Here is a 15,916-nt window from a genome sequence, read left to right as displayed (position 1 = left end):
GCCGCGAAGCATCCGAAATAAAATGCCGGCAGTACACTCCCGGCAATTTGGATTTTAGATCCAAGAAGCCCCGTCAGTTGCAAAAGCAATGGCGGGGCTCTTCGTTTGAAGCGCAATATTTGTGGTTCACACCAGGCGAACTTAGCGGCTGGAGGGCCTGATCCCGCCGGTAGCGACATCGATGGTGATGCTACCGGAAATCCGAACGTCGGTATCGCCAATCTTGAAGGTGCCGTTGCCGCTGCCTGGAGCCACGTCGTCAGGCTCAGGCTGCGGCGCTGGCTCGGCGATGCGATAATCGCTGGTCACACCGGGCAGGGCGCCCTTTTGCGAAGACATCGAATTATCTTGGGCAAGTGCCATACCCACCAGCATGTTCGTGCCGGCTACGGTAGCGATAGCAAAGCATAACAGGCTGGATGAGCGGCTGGCGGTCATCGCCGGACTATAGTGCCGCGATAGCGTCAAGACCAGACCGATGGCGCTGAAATTGCGGGGGCTCAATCGCCTCAGTTCCGTCCGCCGGCCCGGCTCGTTCATGCGGCCTGCTTGCGAGTGTCGAAAACATAGTCGACGAGGCCCCAATCCTTGGCCTCCTGCGCGGTCATGAAAAAGTCGCGGTCGAGCGTGCGTTCCACTTCTTCGTAGGTGCGGCCGCAATGGCGGGCGTAAAGATCGGTCATGCGCCGCTTGGTGCGAAGGATGCCCTCGGCATGGCGCTGGATATCGGAGGCTTGGCCCTGGAAACCGCCGAGAGGCTGATGCAGCACGATGCTGGTGTTGGGTAGCGCGATGCGCCGCCCCGGTGTGCCGGCCATCAACAGGAACGAGGCCATCGAGGCGGCGAAGCCCATACAAACCGTGGAGACCGGGCAGCTGATATACTGCATCGTATCGTAGATGGCGAAACCGCTGGTCACCACGCCGCCCGGCGAGTTGATGTAGAGCGAGACCTCCTTGTCGGGATTGTCGGATTCCAACGACAGAAGCTGGGCGCAGACCAGCGCCGAGGTGCCGTCGTCGATCGCCCCGTTGATGAAGACGATGCGCTCGCGCAGCAGCCGCGAAAATATGTCGAAGGCACGTTCGCCGCGGCTCGACTGCTCGATCACCATCGGCACCAGATTGGCAAGGCCGCTCATCGGTTGTCTCCGTTGACTGTTGTCGTTCAGGCCGCGCGCAGGAAGAGGCGCGGGGTGTTTGCGGCGATCTGCTTGTGCCTGGGAGTGCGCGCTTCAAAGGAAAGCCGGCAACCGGCGCCTGCCATCGCGATCTCCGGCACTGCTGCCCGAGCAAAACCATCATGGACGATGCGCAGATGCGTGCCGCCGGAAACGGTGCGGTCGAGCGTAAAGGTGACGATGCTGTCCACTGGGCTGTCGTTCATTGCGCTGTCCAGGGGGCTGCCGGGCGGCACCTGCGTATCGCCGGGCGCCGGCCGCTCCCGCCAGGAATAGCGCAGCAGCCGTCCGGGATCCGCGTCGAGGATTTCGCACTCGATCGGCGCATTCGGCGCTTTAAAGGCAAAGCGGTTGCCGATTTCGGGCTTGATGTCGTTCGGCATCATCCAGGCCGCGAGCAGGTCCGGCACCGTCAGCGCCCGCCACACCTTTTCCGGCGGTTCGGGCAGCTCGCACTCGAACTCGATCTTGTCTGCGGCCATTTCGGCGCGTTCTTTGCCTCGGCTGGTCATTGGTCCATGCCCTTCAAAACCGTCTTGAGCCTTTCGATGCGCTCTGGCCAGAACGCACGGTAGCGTTCGATCCAGCCGAGCAGTGGCGCAAGCCCCTTCGGATCGACGCGGTAATAAGCGTTGCGACCGGCCCGGCGCTCGACCACGAGGCCGGCGCCGCGCAGCACTGCGAGATGTTGCGATACCGCCGGCTGCGATACCGGTATGCCAGTGCGCAGTTCCGACACCGTCATCTCGCCGTCGGCGAGCCGCTCATAGACGGCGCGACGCGTTGGATCCGCCAGTGCCCGAAAAATGTCTGCTTCGATCATGCCGAAAGCATAAGTCAATACTTATCGGTTTGGCAAGCCGTGTTTTTTTAAGACAGGCGGTGTTTTTTAAGACAGGCGAGGTTTTACAAACTCGCCGGAAACCAGCGTCTCACCATGTCGGGGGATCCGTTGAACGTCGCCTCGAAAACTGGTGACGCGAGCACAGCATGAATATGAAGCAATTCGGAGCCGATGTTTCGGAAGCCATGTTGCCTGTGCGCGGCAACAACAAGCGACTGTCCGGCAGTCAAGACGAGATGCTCTTCGTCGATCCACATCTCGGCTCTGCCAGCGATGACGGTAAGCACTTCCTCGACCGGGTGCCAATGTGTCGGGGCGCCAACCGCGGGTTCGACCCATTGTTCGAATATGCAAAGTTGAGTTGCGCCGTTGCAGGCCGAGACATGCATGCGGGTCTTTACTCCCGTCCGCCACTCTTCTTGCGGCTGATCGTCATGCGCAACCATCTTCATTGAGTTCGCCTCGATCCCATGGTCTGTGGAAATTCGACGCCAAGACACTACTTCTTACTGACAACTATTGACAGTGCAGGGCCTCTCCTATAGAACGAAAAGAGAACAAAAACGTTGTGGGAAAAGGCAGCGACGGCAGGCAGGGATTGTCCATAGCCTGTAAGGTGCGGCGACAAAAATCTGGTTTCGGATGAGCGCGGAGAAGTATCATGGCGGGTAGTGTCAACAAGGTCATTCTGGTGGGCAACCTCGGGGCGGACCCTGAAATCCGCCGCCTGAATTCGGGTGACCCGGTCGTCAACATCCGCATCGCGACGTCGGAAAGCTGGCGCGACAAGACGTCCGGAGAGCGCAAGGAAAAGACCGAGTGGCACAATGTCGTGATCTTCAACGACCAGATCGCCAAGGTGGCCGAGCAGTATCTGAAGAAGGGCATGAAGGTCTATGTCGAGGGCCAGCTGCAGACGCGCAAATGGCAGGACCAGACCGGCAATGACCGCTATACGACCGAAATCGTGTTGCAGAAATTCCGCGGCGAGCTGCAGATGCTCGATGCGCGGGGCGAGGGCGGCGGCCAGGTCGGCAACTATGCCGGTGGTGGTGCGAGCCGCGGTTCCGATTTCGGCCAGTCCGGCCCGGGCGAAAGTTTCAATCGCGGTGGCGCCAACAAGGGCGGCGGCGGTGGTTCGTCGCGCGAGCTGGACGACGAAATCCCGTTCTGATTTCTCGGGCGGACTGCCCTTGCGGCGAAAAGCGCCGGCACCTTGGCCACGAAATGGCGTCCCGAAAATCTGTCTTGGATTTTCGGGACGTTGTGCGTTTGAGCGGTGAAAGGACGTATCAGGTGAAGGCAAGGGTCAAATGGGTCGAGGAGCGCACTTTCGTTGGCGAGTCCGCCAATGGGCACAAGCTGGTGCTAGGCACTGCGTTCGGGCCGGAGGGCAAGACGCCGGGGCCGAGCCCAATGGAACTGGTGCTGATCGGCACTGGCGGCTGCTCGGCCTATGACGTGGTCCATATCCTCGAAAAGGGGCGCGAGGCGGTCGAAGATTGCGTGGTCGAACTCGATGCCGACCGTGCAGAAGCCGATCCCAGGGTGTTCACCCGCATTCACGTGCATTTTGTCGTCAAGGGCCGGGCGCTATCACACGCCAAGGTGAAGCGGGCGATCGGGCTTTCGATCGAGAAATACTGCTCGGCCTCGGCAATGATGGCCAAGACTGCCGAGATTACCCACGACTTCGAAGTCATTGAAACGACAGCGAAGTAGGGCTGTTCCTACGTCGCCATCAGCGCCTTGATGCCGTCGGCGACGAACTGTACGGCGAGCGCCGCCAGGATGACGCCGAGCAGCCTTGTCAGGATCGAACGGCCGGTTTGGCCGAGGATACGGTCGATGCGCTCTGACAGCACGAACACCAGGTAGGTGATGACGAGGCAGATGGCGATGATGCCGACAAGGGCTGTCTGCGCGCCCAAACCCTGAAACGAGCTTGAGAGCAGGACGGTCGCCGAAATCGCGCCGGGACCGGCAATGAGCGGGATCGCCAGCGGAAAGGCGGCGATGTTGTGGATCATGTCCCTGGTGATGGCGACGTCGCCGATCTTCTCCTTGCGGTCCTGCCGGCGCTCGAACACCATTTCGAAGGCGATGAAGAACAGTAGAAAGCCGCCGGCGACGCGGAAGGCCGGCAGAGTGATGCCGAAGACTGACAGGATCGACGCGCCGGCGATTGCGAACAAGGCCATTACCAGGAAGGCGATGACCGAGGCGCGCACGGAGACCTGGTTGCGCTCCTCGCGGTTCATGCCGCGGGTCACGGCGAGGAAGAGCGGCGCCAGGCCGGGCGGATCGATCGTCACCAGTATGGTGACGAAGGCGTTGAACAGGCTGTCGAAGCTCGGCATGCTGACCCTCCCCGCCGGCAAAGCCGGATAACGGGATTGGTAGAGCAAAGCAGAGCCAGTGGAAACCGTGCGGATCAGGGGCTGACGGCCCGGCGCGCCAGAAACTCGACTTCGAGACGCCAGGCGGCGCCGTCGTCCTGTGAGCGTTCGCCCAGCCAGCGGAACGAATTTTCGGTGATGCGCGAAAAGCTCCAGCGCACAGCAGATCCGGTGCCGTCTGCGCCTTGCTGGATGATGGTGTCGCCCTCGGCACGGCCGAGCTGGCGGCTGTAGTACTGATTGCGCGGATCGCTCCAGAAGATGTGCCAGGCGTCAACGCCGGGATCATAGACACGCAACGTCGTGCCATAGAAGGTCCATTTGCCGAGCGAGGGCGAGGGGCCGGCGTCACGGGCAGGCAGGATCCATACGTCCTGGATCGCGCGGCCTTCGAGCACCCAGCCGAAATGCACTTCGCCGCGCCCGGTCAGCACCTGACCGTCCTCGAGATGGCGCGTGGCGTCGAACGTCCAGGCGCCGACGAAGCGGCCATAAAGATTCAGTTTCTCGGCAAGGGCCGGTACGGGCCCATCGCTGTGCAGGACCTTGGCAAAGGAATTGGACATGGCTTCGCTCTCATCTTGTCAGGAGACCGGCAAGCATAGACGCCGACAGGGGTTCTGCGCTTGGGAAAAGTTGCTATGTTTCGGCGATGACGACGAGCGCGCACAGGCTGGCGTCGGGCCGAGGCTGGCAGGTGTCGGATGTCATCTGCACCGCCAGCGCCGCCGACAGGCCATTCGAGGAGGAGCATCGGGATTTCTGCGTTGCCGCCGTAACCAACGGCACCTTCCGCTATCGTGCGCGCGAGGGCACGGCGATGCTGGCGCCGGGCGCGCTCCTGCTCGGCAATCCCGGCACATGCTACGAATGCGGGCACGAGCATGGCGCCGGCGACCGTTGCCTCTCCTTCCATTTCGGACCGGCCTATATGGAGCGGATCGTCGCCGACGTGCCGGGCGCCAAGACGCTCGATTTCGGAACGCCGCGCCTGCCGCCCTTGCCGGCGCTGGTGCCGCTGCTTGCCGAAGCGGAGGCGGCGCGCGAGATGGCCGACGCCGGCGTGTTCGAGGAACTCGCCCTGCGCATTGCCGGTGCCGCGGTAACTGCGGCTTGCAGCGCTACGGATCGGGGACGGACGCCGAGCCGCCGTGACCAGAAGCGTGTCGCCGAAGCGGTGCGGCGCATCGAAGTCGATGCCGACCGGCCGATCTCGCTTGCCGAACTCGCCGACTCGACCGCCACCAGCCCTTACCATTTCCTGCGCACCTTCCGGCACGTTGCCGGTATGACGCCCTACCAATTCCTGCTGAGAGCGCGGCTGCACAGGGCAGCCGTGCGGCTGCGGACGTCGGATCAGACGATTTCGGCGATTGCCTTTTCGGCGGGATTCAACGATCTATCAACCTTCAATCGCCGTTTCCGGCGGCTGATGGGCGAGGCGCCGGGTACTTATCGCGCCCGCCGGCGACGCCCGTGAAAGGGTACACGGCCATATCGTCGCAATTGGTTTATCCTTTTGAATTTGCCGCTAAAAACCACACTGGAAAACTGCCGCGATTGTTGGAGTTTCAGGCTGGCTTCCTATATAAGCACCAAGTGATTCCTGATTAGATTGTGATCCGATTTGACCGACCAAAAGACACCGCGCGGCGCCGACGGCGGCCCCACCGGCATCGAGCCGATATCCATCATCGAGGAGATGCAGCGCTCCTATCTCGATTACGCCATGAGCGTGATCGTCAGCCGCGCGCTGCCGGACGTGCGCGATGGCCTCAAGCCGGTGCATCGCCGCATCCTCTACGCCGCCTATGAGAGCGGCTATCACTGGAACCGCAAATATGTGAAATCGGCACGCCCGGTCGCCGACGTGATGGGTAAATATCATCCGCATGGCGACGCCTCGATCTACGACGCTTTGGTGCGCATGGCGCAGGATTGGTCGCTGCGCGTGCCGCTGATCGACGGGCAGGGCAATTTCGGCTCGATCGACGGCGATCCGCCGGCGGCGATGCGCTACACGGAATCGCGGCTGACCAAGGTCGCGCATGAGTTGCTGGAAGACATCGACAAGGACACCGTCGATTTCCAGGACACTTACGATGCGTCGGGCAGCGAACCGAAAGTCCTGCCGGCGCGCTTCCCGAACCTGTTGGTCAACGGCTCCGGCGGTATCGCCGTCGGCATGGCCACCAACATCCCGCCGCACAATCTGGGCGAGGTCTGCAACGGCGCCATTGCCCTCATCGATAATCCGGCGATCGACCTTCCGGCGCTGATGGAGATCATTCCGGGACCGGATTTCCCGACCGGCGGCATCGTGCTTGGCCGTTCCGGCATCTACAGCGCCTATTCGACCGGCCGCGGCTCCATCGTCATGCGCGGCCGCGTCAACGTCGAGGCGCGCGGCAACGATCGTGAATCGATAGTCATCACCGAGGTTCCCTATCAGGTGAACAAGGCGTCGATGATCGAGAAGATGGCCGAGCTGGTGCGCGACAAGCGCATCGAAGGCATTTCCGACATTCGCGACGAGAGCGACCGCCAGGGCTACCGCGTCGTCATCGAACTGAAGCGCGACGCCGTCGCCGATGTCATCCTCAACCAGCTTTACCGCTTCACCCCGCTGCAGACGTCCTTCGGCGCCAACATGGTGGCACTGAACGGCGGCAAGCCGGAATTGCTGACGCTGACCGACATGCTGAAGGCGTTCGTCGCCTTCCGTGAGGAGGTGATCAGCCGGCGCACGAAATTCCTGCTGCGCAAGGCGCGCGACCGCGCCCATGTGCTGGTCGGCCTTGCCATCGCTGTTGCCAACATCGATGAAGTCATCAAGCTGATCCGCAGCGCTCCGGATCCGCAGACGGCGCGCGAGCAGTTGATGGAGCGGCGCTGGCCTTCGGGCGACGTGGAATCGCTGATTCTTCTGATCGACGATCCGCGCCATCGCATCAACGAGGATGGTACCTACAATCTCTCCGAGGAGCAGGCGCGCGCCATCCTCGAACTGCGCCTGCAGCGCCTGACCGCGCTCGGCCGCGACGAGATCGCCGACGAGCTGAACACGATCGGCGACGAGATCAAGGACTACCTGGACATCCTCTCGTCCCGCGCCCGCGTCCAGCAGATCGTCAAGGACGAGCTCATCGCCGTGCGCGACGAGTTCGGCACGCCGCGCCGTACCGAGCTCGCCGAGGGCGGGGCGGACATGGAAGACGAGGACCTGATCCAGCGCGAGGACATGGTCGTCACGGTCAGCCATTCCGGCTACATCAAGCGCGTGCCGCTGTCGCTCTACCGGGCGCAGCGCCGCGGCGGCAAGGGCCGCTCCGGCATGTCGACCAAGGAAGAGGATTTCGTCACCCGGCTGTTCGTCGCCAACACGCACACGCCGGTGCTGTTCTTCTCCTCGCGCGGCATCGTCTACAAGGAAAAGGTCTGGCGCCTGCCGATCGGCAACCCGCAATCGCGCGGCAAGGCGCTGATCAATATGCTGCCGCTCGAACAGGGCGAGCGCATCACCACGATCATGCCGCTGCCGGAGGATGAGACGAGTTGGGGCGAGCTCGACGTCATGTTTGCCACCACGCGCGGTACCGTGCGTCGCAACAAGCTGTCGGACTTCGTCCAGGTCAACCGCAACGGCAAGATCGCCATGAAGCTGGACGAGGAAGGCGACGAGATCCTCGGCGTCGAGACCTGCACCGACAATGACGACGTGCTTTTGACGGCAAGTTCCGGCCAGTGCATCCGCTTTCCGGTCAGCGACGTACGCGTCTTCCAGAGCCGCAATTCGGTCGGCGTGCGCGGCATTGCGATGGCAGATGGCGACCGGGTGATCTCGATGGCGGTGATCGAGCATGTCGATGCGCCGCCGGCGGAGCGTGCCGCCTACCTCAAGCGGGTGGTGGCCGAACGCCGGCTCGCTGCTGACATCGCGGCCGGCGAGGAGGAAGAAATCCAGCTCACCAATGAAGAGGTCGGCGAAGAGGCAGAGCTTTCCGACGACCGCTATGAATTCCTCAAGGCGCACGAGCAGTTCGTGTTGACGGTGACGGAATATGGCTACGGCAAGCGTTCATCGTCCTACGATTTCCGCCTGACTGGCCGTGGCGGCAAGGGTATTCGCGCCACCGACGTCTCGAAAACGGCCGAAATCGGCCGCCTAGTGGCGACCTTCCCGGTCGGCAATGACGATCAGATCATGCTGGTTTCGGATGGCGGCACCGTTATCCGTGTTCCAGTGAACGGCATTCGTTTCGCCAGCCGCGCCACCAAGGGCGTTACCATCTTCAATACCGCTGAGGGCGAGAAGGTCGTTTCGGTCGAGCGAATTTCAGAACCGCAAGCGGATGAAGAGATCGAAGAGAATGCTGAAAGCGGCGCTGTTGCCGATGCCGATGGTAGGGAGCCCGATACTTCCGTCGAGTGAGTTTGGCACGACGACGCCAGCCCTGTGGGCCGGCGTGTGAAGACACCCGCAATCTAGAAGCGGCGATAAGGCCTGCGGTTGCCGAAGCCTTCGAACCGCTTGGTATTGGCCTTGGCGCGGACGCGCTGTGCTTCCTGATGCAACCCGAATACGGTGGCGATCAGCATGGCGACGGTCATTGCGGTGGCGAGCATGTAGATCAGCATGTGCGTGTTCTCCTGCGCCTAACAACGATTAGATGGGTGTTTGGTTTCATCTCCTGCAGCTGCAACTTAGTGAACACTGCGTGAAGCTGTTGTCAGCGGCACATTCATCTGTCGTTCACGTCGGCCAAAAGGTTCACGGCGCGGGCTGGCGATCGGATTTGCCTTTAGGAGAGAGGCTCGCTAGAAGCACCTGCCATGACCGAACGCATCGCCCTTTATGCCGGCTCTTTCGACCCGCTGACCAACGGCCATCTCGACGTGCTGAAGGCGTCGCTGGCCGTGGCGGATACAATCTATGCGGCGATCGGCATCCATCCCGGCAAGAAGCCGTTATTTTCCTTCGAGGAACGGGTTGGCCTGATCGAAACGGCCGCGAAGGCGGAATTCGGTAGCGACGGTGCGCGTATCAAAGTAGTCGCCTTCGACGGGTTGGTAATCGACGCGGCCAGGAAGCATGGCGCCTCGATCATGATCCGCGGCCTGCGCGACGGCACCGACCTTGACTATGAGATGCAGATGGCCGGCATGAACGAGACCATGGCGCCGGAGCTGCAGACGGTGTTCCTGCCCGCCAGCCCTTCAGTGCGCACCATTACCGCCACACTTGTGCGCCAGATAGCTTCGATGGGAGGCGACATCCGCCCCTTCGTGCCGGCGGCCGTGGCCGGCGCGCTCACCGCCAAATTCGCGAAATAAATGCATGTCACCCAAAAGTGGAACCCGGCTTCGGGTAACGACATGCATGAACGAAGATATTCGGAGAAAGATCCCATGCAGCTGAAAAAGCTTGCCTTCTTGCTTGCCGTGCTTGCCGGTCTTGTGACCGCATCCGTGTCGGCCTTTGCCGCCGATCCGGAAAACACCATGATCGTAACGCTGAAGGACGGCGACGTGACCATCGCGCTGAGGCCCGACCTTGCGCCGAAGCACGTCGCGCAGATCAAAAAGCTGGTGCGCCAGGGCGCCTACGACAACGTCGCCTTTCACCGCGTCATCGACGGCTTCATGGCGCAGACCGGCGACGTCAAGTTCGGCAACATGAAGAGCGGCTTCAATGCCGACGCTGTCGGCACCGGCGGCTCCGATCTTCCTGACCTGCCGGCCGAATTCTCCAGCACCGAGCACTACCAGCGCGGCGTGGTCGGCATGGCCCGCTCCGACGATCCGAATTCCGCCAATTCGCAATTCTTCATCATGTTCGCGCCGGCACCGCCGCTCGATGGCCAGTACACCATCGTTGGCAATGTCGTCAGCGGCATGGAGTTGGTGGACCACATCAAGAAAGGCGACGAGGCGCAGAACGGGACGGTGACCGACCCCGATCGCATGATCAAGGTGCGCATCGCCGCGGACGGCAAGTAACCCCAATTGTTCAAAAGGATATTTCTGACATGGCCGAAATCAAGGACCGCGAGAACGCGCTTATCATGGACACGACCAAGGGCAAGGTCGTCATCGAATTGTTTCCAGATCTGGCGCCCGGCCATGTCGGCCGTATCAAGGAGCTGGCGCGCGAAGGCGCCTATGACGGCGTGGTCTTCCACCGCGTCATCGACGGCTTCATGGCGCAGACCGGCGACGTGAAGTTCGGCAATTCCAACAAGCCGTCTTTCGCGCCATCGCGCGCCGGCACTGGCGGTTCCGACAAACCCGATCTGAAGGCCGAGTTCTCCAACGCCAACCACGGCCGCGGCACCTGCTCGATGGCGCGCTCGCAGAACCCGAACTCGGCCAATTCGCAGTTCTTCATCTGCTTCGACGATGCCGCCTTCCTCAACCGCCAGTACACGGTATGGGGCCAGGTCATCGAAGGCATGGACAATGTCGACAAGATCAAGCGCGGCGAACCGGTGCAGGATCCTGACAAGATCGTATCGCTCAAGGTCGCGGCCGACGTGAAATGACCAGCCGGGCTGTCGCGGCCATCGCAATTATGCTCGCCGCGGCGGCCACTCCGGCGCTGGCAACGGAATCGATCGTCTGCAGCGCCGACGGCGGCGCGGCATCGATTGATGTTTTGATGGGACACACGGCCGTCATTGCGGTGGCGCGTGTGTGGCTGGATGCCGGCGGCAAGACATGGACCACGGACGGACAGCCAGGCTCAACGAAAGTCATCGTTGGACAGGCATTCGAAGACGGCGAGCGCTTGCTGATCGATCTCACTGATGAGGGCCTCAGCTCGATCGTCGCCAAATTGCGGCTGGTCAAGGCCAGCGAGCAGTCCAGCTTCGCGATGGGCGGCACGTTGAGCATAGACGGTGTCGGCGCCTGGGCGGTGACCTGCCCGGAACCTTGAGGCGGGGATCTCTTGCGCGTCGACCTTTTCGACTTCGATCTGCCGGAGGAGCGCATCGCGCTTCGCCCAGCCGAGCCGCGCGACAGTGCCAGGATGCTGGTGGTCAGGCCGGGTGAGGGGCTCGAAGACCGGACGGTGCGCGACCTGCCGGCCCTGCTCAAGGCCGGTGATGTGCTGGTCTTCAACGACACCAAGGTCATTCCGGCACAGCTGAAAGGCATCAGGCGGCGCGGCGAGGCGGCGGCGCAGGTCGAAGCCACGCTGCATATGCGGATGGCGCCCGACCGCTGGCTCGCCTTCATGCGTCCGGGCAAGCGCATCGCCGCCGGCGATCGTATCCATTTCGGTCATGACGCCAATTCCTGCCTTCTCGGCCAGCTCGACGCGACCGTGATCGAGAAGGGAGAAGGCGGCGAGGTGCTGCTCGGCTTCGACCTGTCAGGTCCGTTCCTCGACGAGGCGCTGCATGCAGTCGGCCACATCCCGCTGCCGCCCTACATCGCCTCCAAGCGTGACGACGACGAACGCGACCGCAGCGACTATCAGACCATTTATGCGAGGGAGGAGGGCGCGGTCGCCGCGCCGACGGCAGGGCTGCATTTCACGCCGGAGCTGTTTGCGACGCTCGACGCCAAGGGCATAGAGCGCCGTTTCGTCACGCTGCATGTCGGCGCCGGCACGTTCCTGCCGGTGAAGGCGGACGACACCGCCGACCACAAGATGCACGCCGAAACCGGTTCGGTCAGCCCGGAAACCGCCGAGGCGCTGAATGCGGCGAAAGCAAAAGGAGGGCGCATTATCGCCGTCGGCACGACATCGCTGCGCTTATTGGAGAGCGCGGCTGGCGAGGACGGCAGGCTGGCCGCATGGTCAGGCCCGACAGACATCTTCATCACGCCCGGCTATCGTTTCAAGACCGCAGACTTGCTGATGACCAATTTCCATCTGCCGCGTTCGACGCTGTTCATGCTGGTTTCGGCCTTCTGCGGTTTGCAGACGATGCGGGCGGCCTATGCGCATGCCATCGAGAATCGCTACAGGTTTTATTCCTATGGAGACGCAAGTCTTCTGTTCAGGGAGGATACCGATGGACGATGACCTGGAAACCTTCGACCGGGAAGCCTTGATCGCCGAGGTCAGGAAACTGCGCGCCGGCATCCGCCAACACCGCGACGCCACCGGCCATGATCTGTGCTGGCACCATCCCGACCTCTGGTCACTTTTGCCCGAAAAGACCGACCCGGCGATTGCCGTGCCGCCGTGGCCGAAATTCATGCGCGGCTGCATCCGCTACCGGCAATCACTCGACAAGCAGGCCCCGGACGCGCCGGTATTCGACAAGGAGTTCGATGGCTAGGGAATTCAATGACTGACGCATTCACCTTCAAGGTGCTGGCGACCGACGGCAGGGCGCGGCGTGGTGCAATCACCATGCCGCGCGGGGAAATCCGCACGCCTGCCTTCATGCCGGTCGGTACCGGCGGCACGGTGAAGGCCATGTATATGGATCAGGTGCGCGGCGTCGGCTCGGACATTATCCTCGGCAACACCTACCACCTGATGCTAAGACCCGGCGCCGAGCGCGTGGCGCGGCTCGGCGGCCTGCATGAATTCGCCCGCTGGCCGCATCCAATCCTGACCGACAGCGGCGGCTTCCAGGTGATGTCGCTGTCGAAGCTGCGGAAACTGACCGAGAACGGCGTTACATTCCGTTCGCATATCGACGGCGGCGCCTACGAGATGTCGCCGGAGCGTTCGATAGAGATCCAGGGGCTGCTCGATTCCGACATCCAGATGCAGCTCGACGAATGCACGGCTCTGCCGGCCAAGCAGAACGAGATCGAGCGTGCCATGGAGTTGTCGTTGCGCTGGGCCGAGCGTTGCAAGACGGCATTCGGCGAGCAGCCCGGCAAGGCGATGTTCGGCATTGTGCAAGGCGGCGACGTGCCGGATCTGCGGCTGCGCTCGGCGCAGGCGCTGAAGGCAATGGAGCTGAAGGGCTACGCGATCGGCGGGCTGGCTGTCGGCGAGCCGCAAGCGGTGATGCTGGAGATGCTCGACATCACTTGCCCGGAGCTGCCGGCTGACCGGCCGCGCTACCTGATGGGCGTCGGCACCCCGGACGACATTTTGAAGTCGGTGGCGCGCGGCATCGACATGTTCGACTGCGTGATGCCGACGCGGGCAGGGCGCCACGGCCTAGCCTACACACGGCGCGGCAAGGTCAATCTGCGCAACGCCCGCCATGCCGACGATCCGCGTCCGCTCGATGAGGCAAGCGACTGCCCGGCCGCACGCGACTATTCGCGGGCCTATTTGCATCATCTGGTGCGCTCGCAAGAGGCGCTTGGGGCGATGCTCCTGACCTGGAACAATCTGTCCTATTACCAGCAGCTGATGCGCGACATTCGTGAAGCGATCGAGGCTGGCAGGTTCGCCGAAGAAGCCGAGATCATCACGCAGCAATGGGCAAACGGTGACCTCGCCGTCCGGTAGGCATGCTCGCCAGGAATCCGGCTCCAGGGAGGAGTTGTCCCTGCCATGAACTGTTTTGAAACGACTGCCCAATAAGCATTGCCGGACGACATCGGGCGAGGATCAAGAACCTGTTCGTTTCGCGGCACGTTTCAGTTCCTGGCACGACGGTGCGGACGAACGGCATCGCCGAGCCTTCGCCTTCGACCCCCATCGCGGTTCAGCGATGGACGGCTGGGTCGTTGCTTGCGATTCTGGCGATCGCAGTGACCGGCCTGGTCTTGCGCTTGCTTGGCGCGCGCGGCGACCTTTGGCTGGACGAGATCTGGAGCTTTGCGCTGATCGAGCCGCTGACCTCGATCGACCAGATATTCTGGCGCGTCAATCACGACAACAATCATTTCCTCAACTCGGTCTATCTCTATCTCATTGGCCCCGATGCTTCGCCGCTGATCCAGCGAGGTCTGTCGATAGCATTAGGTGTTGCCACGATCGGTGCGGCGGCAGCGAGCGCCGCATCGCGCGGACGACAGGCGATGATTGCCACAAGCCTGTTGTTTGCCGTGAGCTACCCAATGGTCCATTACGGCTCGGAGGCGCGCGGCTATGCCGGCCTTGTGCTGTTCACGCTGCTCTCGGTGGTTTTTCTGGAGCGCCGGCTCGACAATAGACGGTGGTCTGGCGCGGCCTTGGCAGCGGCGATCCTTTTCGGCTTCCTGTGCCATCTCACAATGATCGGAATGGTGGCGGTCCTCGCAATCTGGACCGCCTGGCTCGCCTGGCAGCGTACGGCGAAGGTCGGCCGCGTCGTTGCGGACCTGGCGTCGATCTTCCTGCCGGGCTTGCTTGCCGTGCTGCCGCTGGCTGTCGGCGTGTTTGTCGGCTGCAGGCTGTTCGGCTTCAGTGTCGGTGGTGTTTCGCCATTCTCGATTGCCGCCTTCGCGCAGGGCTATGGCGGGATGATCCGCTCTCTGTTCGGCCTGCCACCCTGGTTTGGCGACGGGCCCTATATCGTTGCCGCCTGCGGTCTTGTCGGCCTCTCCCCCGGTGTCTGGCGCGGTCGTCGAGCCAGCCTTTATGCCATCGGGATTATCGGACTGCCTTTGCTCATGGCGGCGGCGCATCTGCCCAACCTTGAGTTCCCGCGCTATTTCATCATCAGCGGAACATTGCTGCTGCTCTGGGCCGGCGAGATGATTGGCCGCGGCCTGGATGCTCGCGGAACTGCCAGGCTGCTTGCGATGGGAGCGCTGGCGATCGTGGTGAGTGGAAGCATTTCGTCGCTGCTTCAGTTCTATCAATATGGACGCGGCTCCTACGCCGCTATCGTTGATGAAATGACCAGGAACGGCGCAACCACCTATGCCAGCGACGGTAATTTCCGCACCCCCATTGTCGTCAACTATTTTGCGGCGCGAATGGATCGTCGGGCATTGCTGGTCACAGACGACGGGATGTGCACCGAACGGCCCGCCTGGCTGGTCCTCGAAGGGGACGTGGACAAACAAGCCGAACATGTCCAACCTACGGCCGCATGCGCTCTGGCGTATGAACGGGCCGATGCGTCGAGGCATTGGGGGTTTTCAGGCCTGAGCTGGACGCTCTACCGGCGACAGGATTGAAACACCCCTTTAGGTGCTGAGCGACGTGGACGCACGCAGGCTGCAGCCGGTGATCCGAAAGCTGCCGTCAGGCTGTAGTTCGAGCGTGTAGACCGCCTCGTAGTCCTTGCCATCCGGGCCGACGATCAGCACTTGCTGGATGATCGAGGTCGGGCTCGTCTCGCGAACTTTGCCGAAGGAGTAGGTCTGCGGTTGGCGCACCGGCGGATAGCCTTTTGTCACCATGTTCATGAAGGTATCGACGGTCGGAAAGATGCGTTTCACATTCGGTGCGGCAAAGCTGTAGGCCGTCATTCCGTCATTGGCGATGAACGCCCTCAACTGCCCATCGATGACTGTCTGCGCCGCTTTGACTTCGGCGTCGCCAGCAAAGGCCTGGGATGCGAAAATGAATGGAACGACTGCGAATGCGAAAAACGCGCGGCGCATGGCCTGTCTCCGTTGTCCCTGAGAAATCG

Annotated in this window: 21 protein-coding genes; 12 read left to right on the top strand and 9 right to left on the bottom strand. The window is 62.2% G+C overall.

What is annotated here, in order from left to right; translation table 11 throughout:
- Window positions 1–141: 141 nt before the first annotated feature.
- The 5 genes from NKJ81_RS12350 to NKJ81_RS12330 all read right to left on the bottom strand — a co-directional run bounded on the left by NKJ81_RS12350 (window position 142) and on the right by NKJ81_RS12330 (window position 2,477).
- A complete protein-coding gene (locus tag NKJ81_RS12350) occupies window positions 142–540 on the bottom strand; it encodes a hypothetical protein (RefSeq protein WP_352540602.1) in 399 nt (132 codons plus the stop codon).
- On the bottom strand, window positions 537–1,142 hold the full coding sequence (locus tag NKJ81_RS12345; RefSeq protein WP_352540601.1) for an ATP-dependent Clp protease proteolytic subunit: 606 nt from the start codon (window positions 1,140–1,142) through the stop codon (window positions 537–539). Before NKJ81_RS12345 ends, NKJ81_RS12350 begins: the two co-directional genes overlap by 4 nt.
- A 26-nt stretch (window positions 1,143–1,168) precedes the next feature.
- Entirely contained in the window at window positions 1,169–1,693 is a 525-nt protein-coding gene (locus tag NKJ81_RS12340; RefSeq protein ID WP_352455703.1) for an SRPBCC family protein, read from the bottom strand.
- Window positions 1,690–2,004: an ArsR/SmtB family transcription factor gene (locus NKJ81_RS12335; RefSeq protein ID WP_352540600.1), complete on the bottom strand. Its 315-nt coding sequence runs from the start codon at window positions 2,002–2,004 to the stop codon at window positions 1,690–1,692. The genes NKJ81_RS12340 and NKJ81_RS12335 overlap by 4 nt, the downstream gene beginning before the upstream one ends.
- Before the next feature lie 83 nt (window positions 2,005–2,087).
- Window positions 2,088–2,477: a cupin domain-containing protein gene (locus NKJ81_RS12330; RefSeq protein ID WP_352540599.1), complete on the bottom strand. Its 390-nt coding sequence runs from the start codon at window positions 2,475–2,477 to the stop codon at window positions 2,088–2,090.
- 209 nt (window positions 2,478–2,686) lie between these two features.
- Here NKJ81_RS12330 and NKJ81_RS12325 point away from each other — a divergent pair, with 209 nt between their 5' ends.
- Together NKJ81_RS12325 and NKJ81_RS12320 are read left to right on the top strand one after the other, a co-directional pair.
- Complete coding sequence (locus NKJ81_RS12325) at window positions 2,687–3,199, top strand: single-stranded DNA-binding protein (RefSeq protein ID WP_352448761.1); 513 nt, start codon at window positions 2,687–2,689, stop codon at window positions 3,197–3,199.
- 122 nt (window positions 3,200–3,321) lie between these two features.
- Window positions 3,322–3,747, top strand: a complete 426-nt coding sequence (locus NKJ81_RS12320) for an OsmC family protein (protein ID WP_352540598.1) — start codon at window positions 3,322–3,324, stop codon at window positions 3,745–3,747.
- Between the two features lie 8 nt (window positions 3,748–3,755).
- On the opposite strand, the gene NKJ81_RS12315 is transcribed toward NKJ81_RS12320, so the two are convergent.
- Together NKJ81_RS12315 and NKJ81_RS12310 are read right to left on the bottom strand one after the other, a co-directional pair.
- On the bottom strand, window positions 3,756–4,385 hold the full coding sequence (locus tag NKJ81_RS12315; protein WP_023674869.1) for a MarC family protein: 630 nt from the start codon (window positions 4,383–4,385) through the stop codon (window positions 3,756–3,758).
- A 74-nt stretch (window positions 4,386–4,459) separates the two neighbouring features.
- The gene (locus NKJ81_RS12310; protein WP_352540597.1) at window positions 4,460–4,990 is read right to left on the bottom strand and encodes a hypothetical protein; all 531 of its coding nucleotides are present in this window, start codon (window positions 4,988–4,990) and stop codon (window positions 4,460–4,462) included.
- Between the two features lie 86 nt (window positions 4,991–5,076).
- Here NKJ81_RS12310 and NKJ81_RS12305 point away from each other — a divergent pair, with 86 nt between their 5' ends.
- Window positions 5,077–5,904: a helix-turn-helix transcriptional regulator gene (locus NKJ81_RS12305; RefSeq protein WP_352540596.1), complete on the top strand. Its 828-nt coding sequence runs from the start codon at window positions 5,077–5,079 to the stop codon at window positions 5,902–5,904.
- A gap of 147 nt (window positions 5,905–6,051) precedes the next feature.
- Complete coding sequence (gyrA, locus tag NKJ81_RS12300; RefSeq protein ID WP_352471697.1) at window positions 6,052–8,856, top strand: DNA gyrase subunit A; 2,805 nt, start codon at window positions 6,052–6,054, stop codon at window positions 8,854–8,856.
- A gap of 53 nt (window positions 8,857–8,909) precedes the next feature.
- Here gyrA and NKJ81_RS12295 read toward each other — a convergent pair whose 3' ends face one another.
- Entirely contained in the window at window positions 8,910–9,062 is a 153-nt protein-coding gene (locus tag NKJ81_RS12295; RefSeq protein WP_352540595.1) for a hypothetical protein, read from the bottom strand.
- Window positions 9,063–9,257: 195 nt separating this feature from the next.
- Between NKJ81_RS12295 and coaD the strand changes: the two genes are divergently transcribed.
- From coaD to NKJ81_RS12255, 8 genes are all read left to right on the top strand, one after another.
- Entirely contained in the window at window positions 9,258–9,758 is a 501-nt protein-coding gene (gene coaD / locus NKJ81_RS12290; protein ID WP_352448768.1) for a pantetheine-phosphate adenylyltransferase, read from the top strand.
- 75 nt (window positions 9,759–9,833) lie between these two features.
- Window positions 9,834–10,424 carry a peptidylprolyl isomerase gene (locus NKJ81_RS12285; RefSeq protein WP_352471695.1) on the top strand — a complete coding sequence of 197 codons (591 nt, stop codon included), beginning with the start codon at window positions 9,834–9,836 and terminating at the stop codon, window positions 10,422–10,424.
- 29 nt (window positions 10,425–10,453) lie between these two features.
- Window positions 10,454–10,966 (top strand): peptidylprolyl isomerase, encoded by a 513-nt coding sequence (locus NKJ81_RS12280; protein WP_254817363.1) that lies wholly within the window; start codon window positions 10,454–10,456, stop codon window positions 10,964–10,966.
- Window positions 10,963–11,361: a hypothetical protein gene (locus tag NKJ81_RS12275; protein WP_352540594.1), complete on the top strand. Its 399-nt coding sequence runs from the start codon at window positions 10,963–10,965 to the stop codon at window positions 11,359–11,361. Before NKJ81_RS12280 ends, NKJ81_RS12275 begins: the two co-directional genes overlap by 4 nt.
- A gap of 12 nt (window positions 11,362–11,373) precedes the next feature.
- Complete coding sequence (gene queA, locus NKJ81_RS12270) at window positions 11,374–12,459, top strand: tRNA preQ1(34) S-adenosylmethionine ribosyltransferase-isomerase QueA (RefSeq protein ID WP_352540593.1); 1,086 nt, start codon at window positions 11,374–11,376, stop codon at window positions 12,457–12,459.
- On the top strand, window positions 12,449–12,718 hold the full coding sequence (locus NKJ81_RS12265; protein WP_352471691.1) for a hypothetical protein: 270 nt from the start codon (window positions 12,449–12,451) through the stop codon (window positions 12,716–12,718). Before queA ends, NKJ81_RS12265 begins: the two co-directional genes overlap by 11 nt.
- Before the next feature lie 8 nt (window positions 12,719–12,726).
- Window positions 12,727–13,857, top strand: coding sequence for a tRNA guanosine(34) transglycosylase Tgt (tgt, locus tag NKJ81_RS12260; protein ID WP_352502505.1), 1,131 nt, complete (start codon window positions 12,727–12,729; stop codon window positions 13,855–13,857).
- 221 nt (window positions 13,858–14,078) lie between these two features.
- Window positions 14,079–15,458 (top strand): glycosyltransferase family protein, encoded by a 1,380-nt coding sequence (locus NKJ81_RS12255; RefSeq protein ID WP_352540592.1) that lies wholly within the window; start codon window positions 14,079–14,081, stop codon window positions 15,456–15,458.
- Between the two features lie 9 nt (window positions 15,459–15,467).
- Here the strand turns inward: NKJ81_RS12255 and NKJ81_RS12250 are convergent, their stop codons facing one another.
- Window positions 15,468–15,887, bottom strand: coding sequence for a DUF4864 domain-containing protein (locus tag NKJ81_RS12250; RefSeq protein ID WP_352455762.1), 420 nt, complete (start codon window positions 15,885–15,887; stop codon window positions 15,468–15,470).
- Window positions 15,888–15,916: the final 29 nt, after the last annotated feature.

The sequence above is a fragment of the Mesorhizobium sp. M0018 genome, from assembly GCF_040323955.1.
Taxonomy (GTDB): domain Bacteria; phylum Pseudomonadota; class Alphaproteobacteria; order Rhizobiales; family Rhizobiaceae; genus Mesorhizobium.
This window is presented reverse-complemented; position numbering and strand designations above follow the sequence as displayed.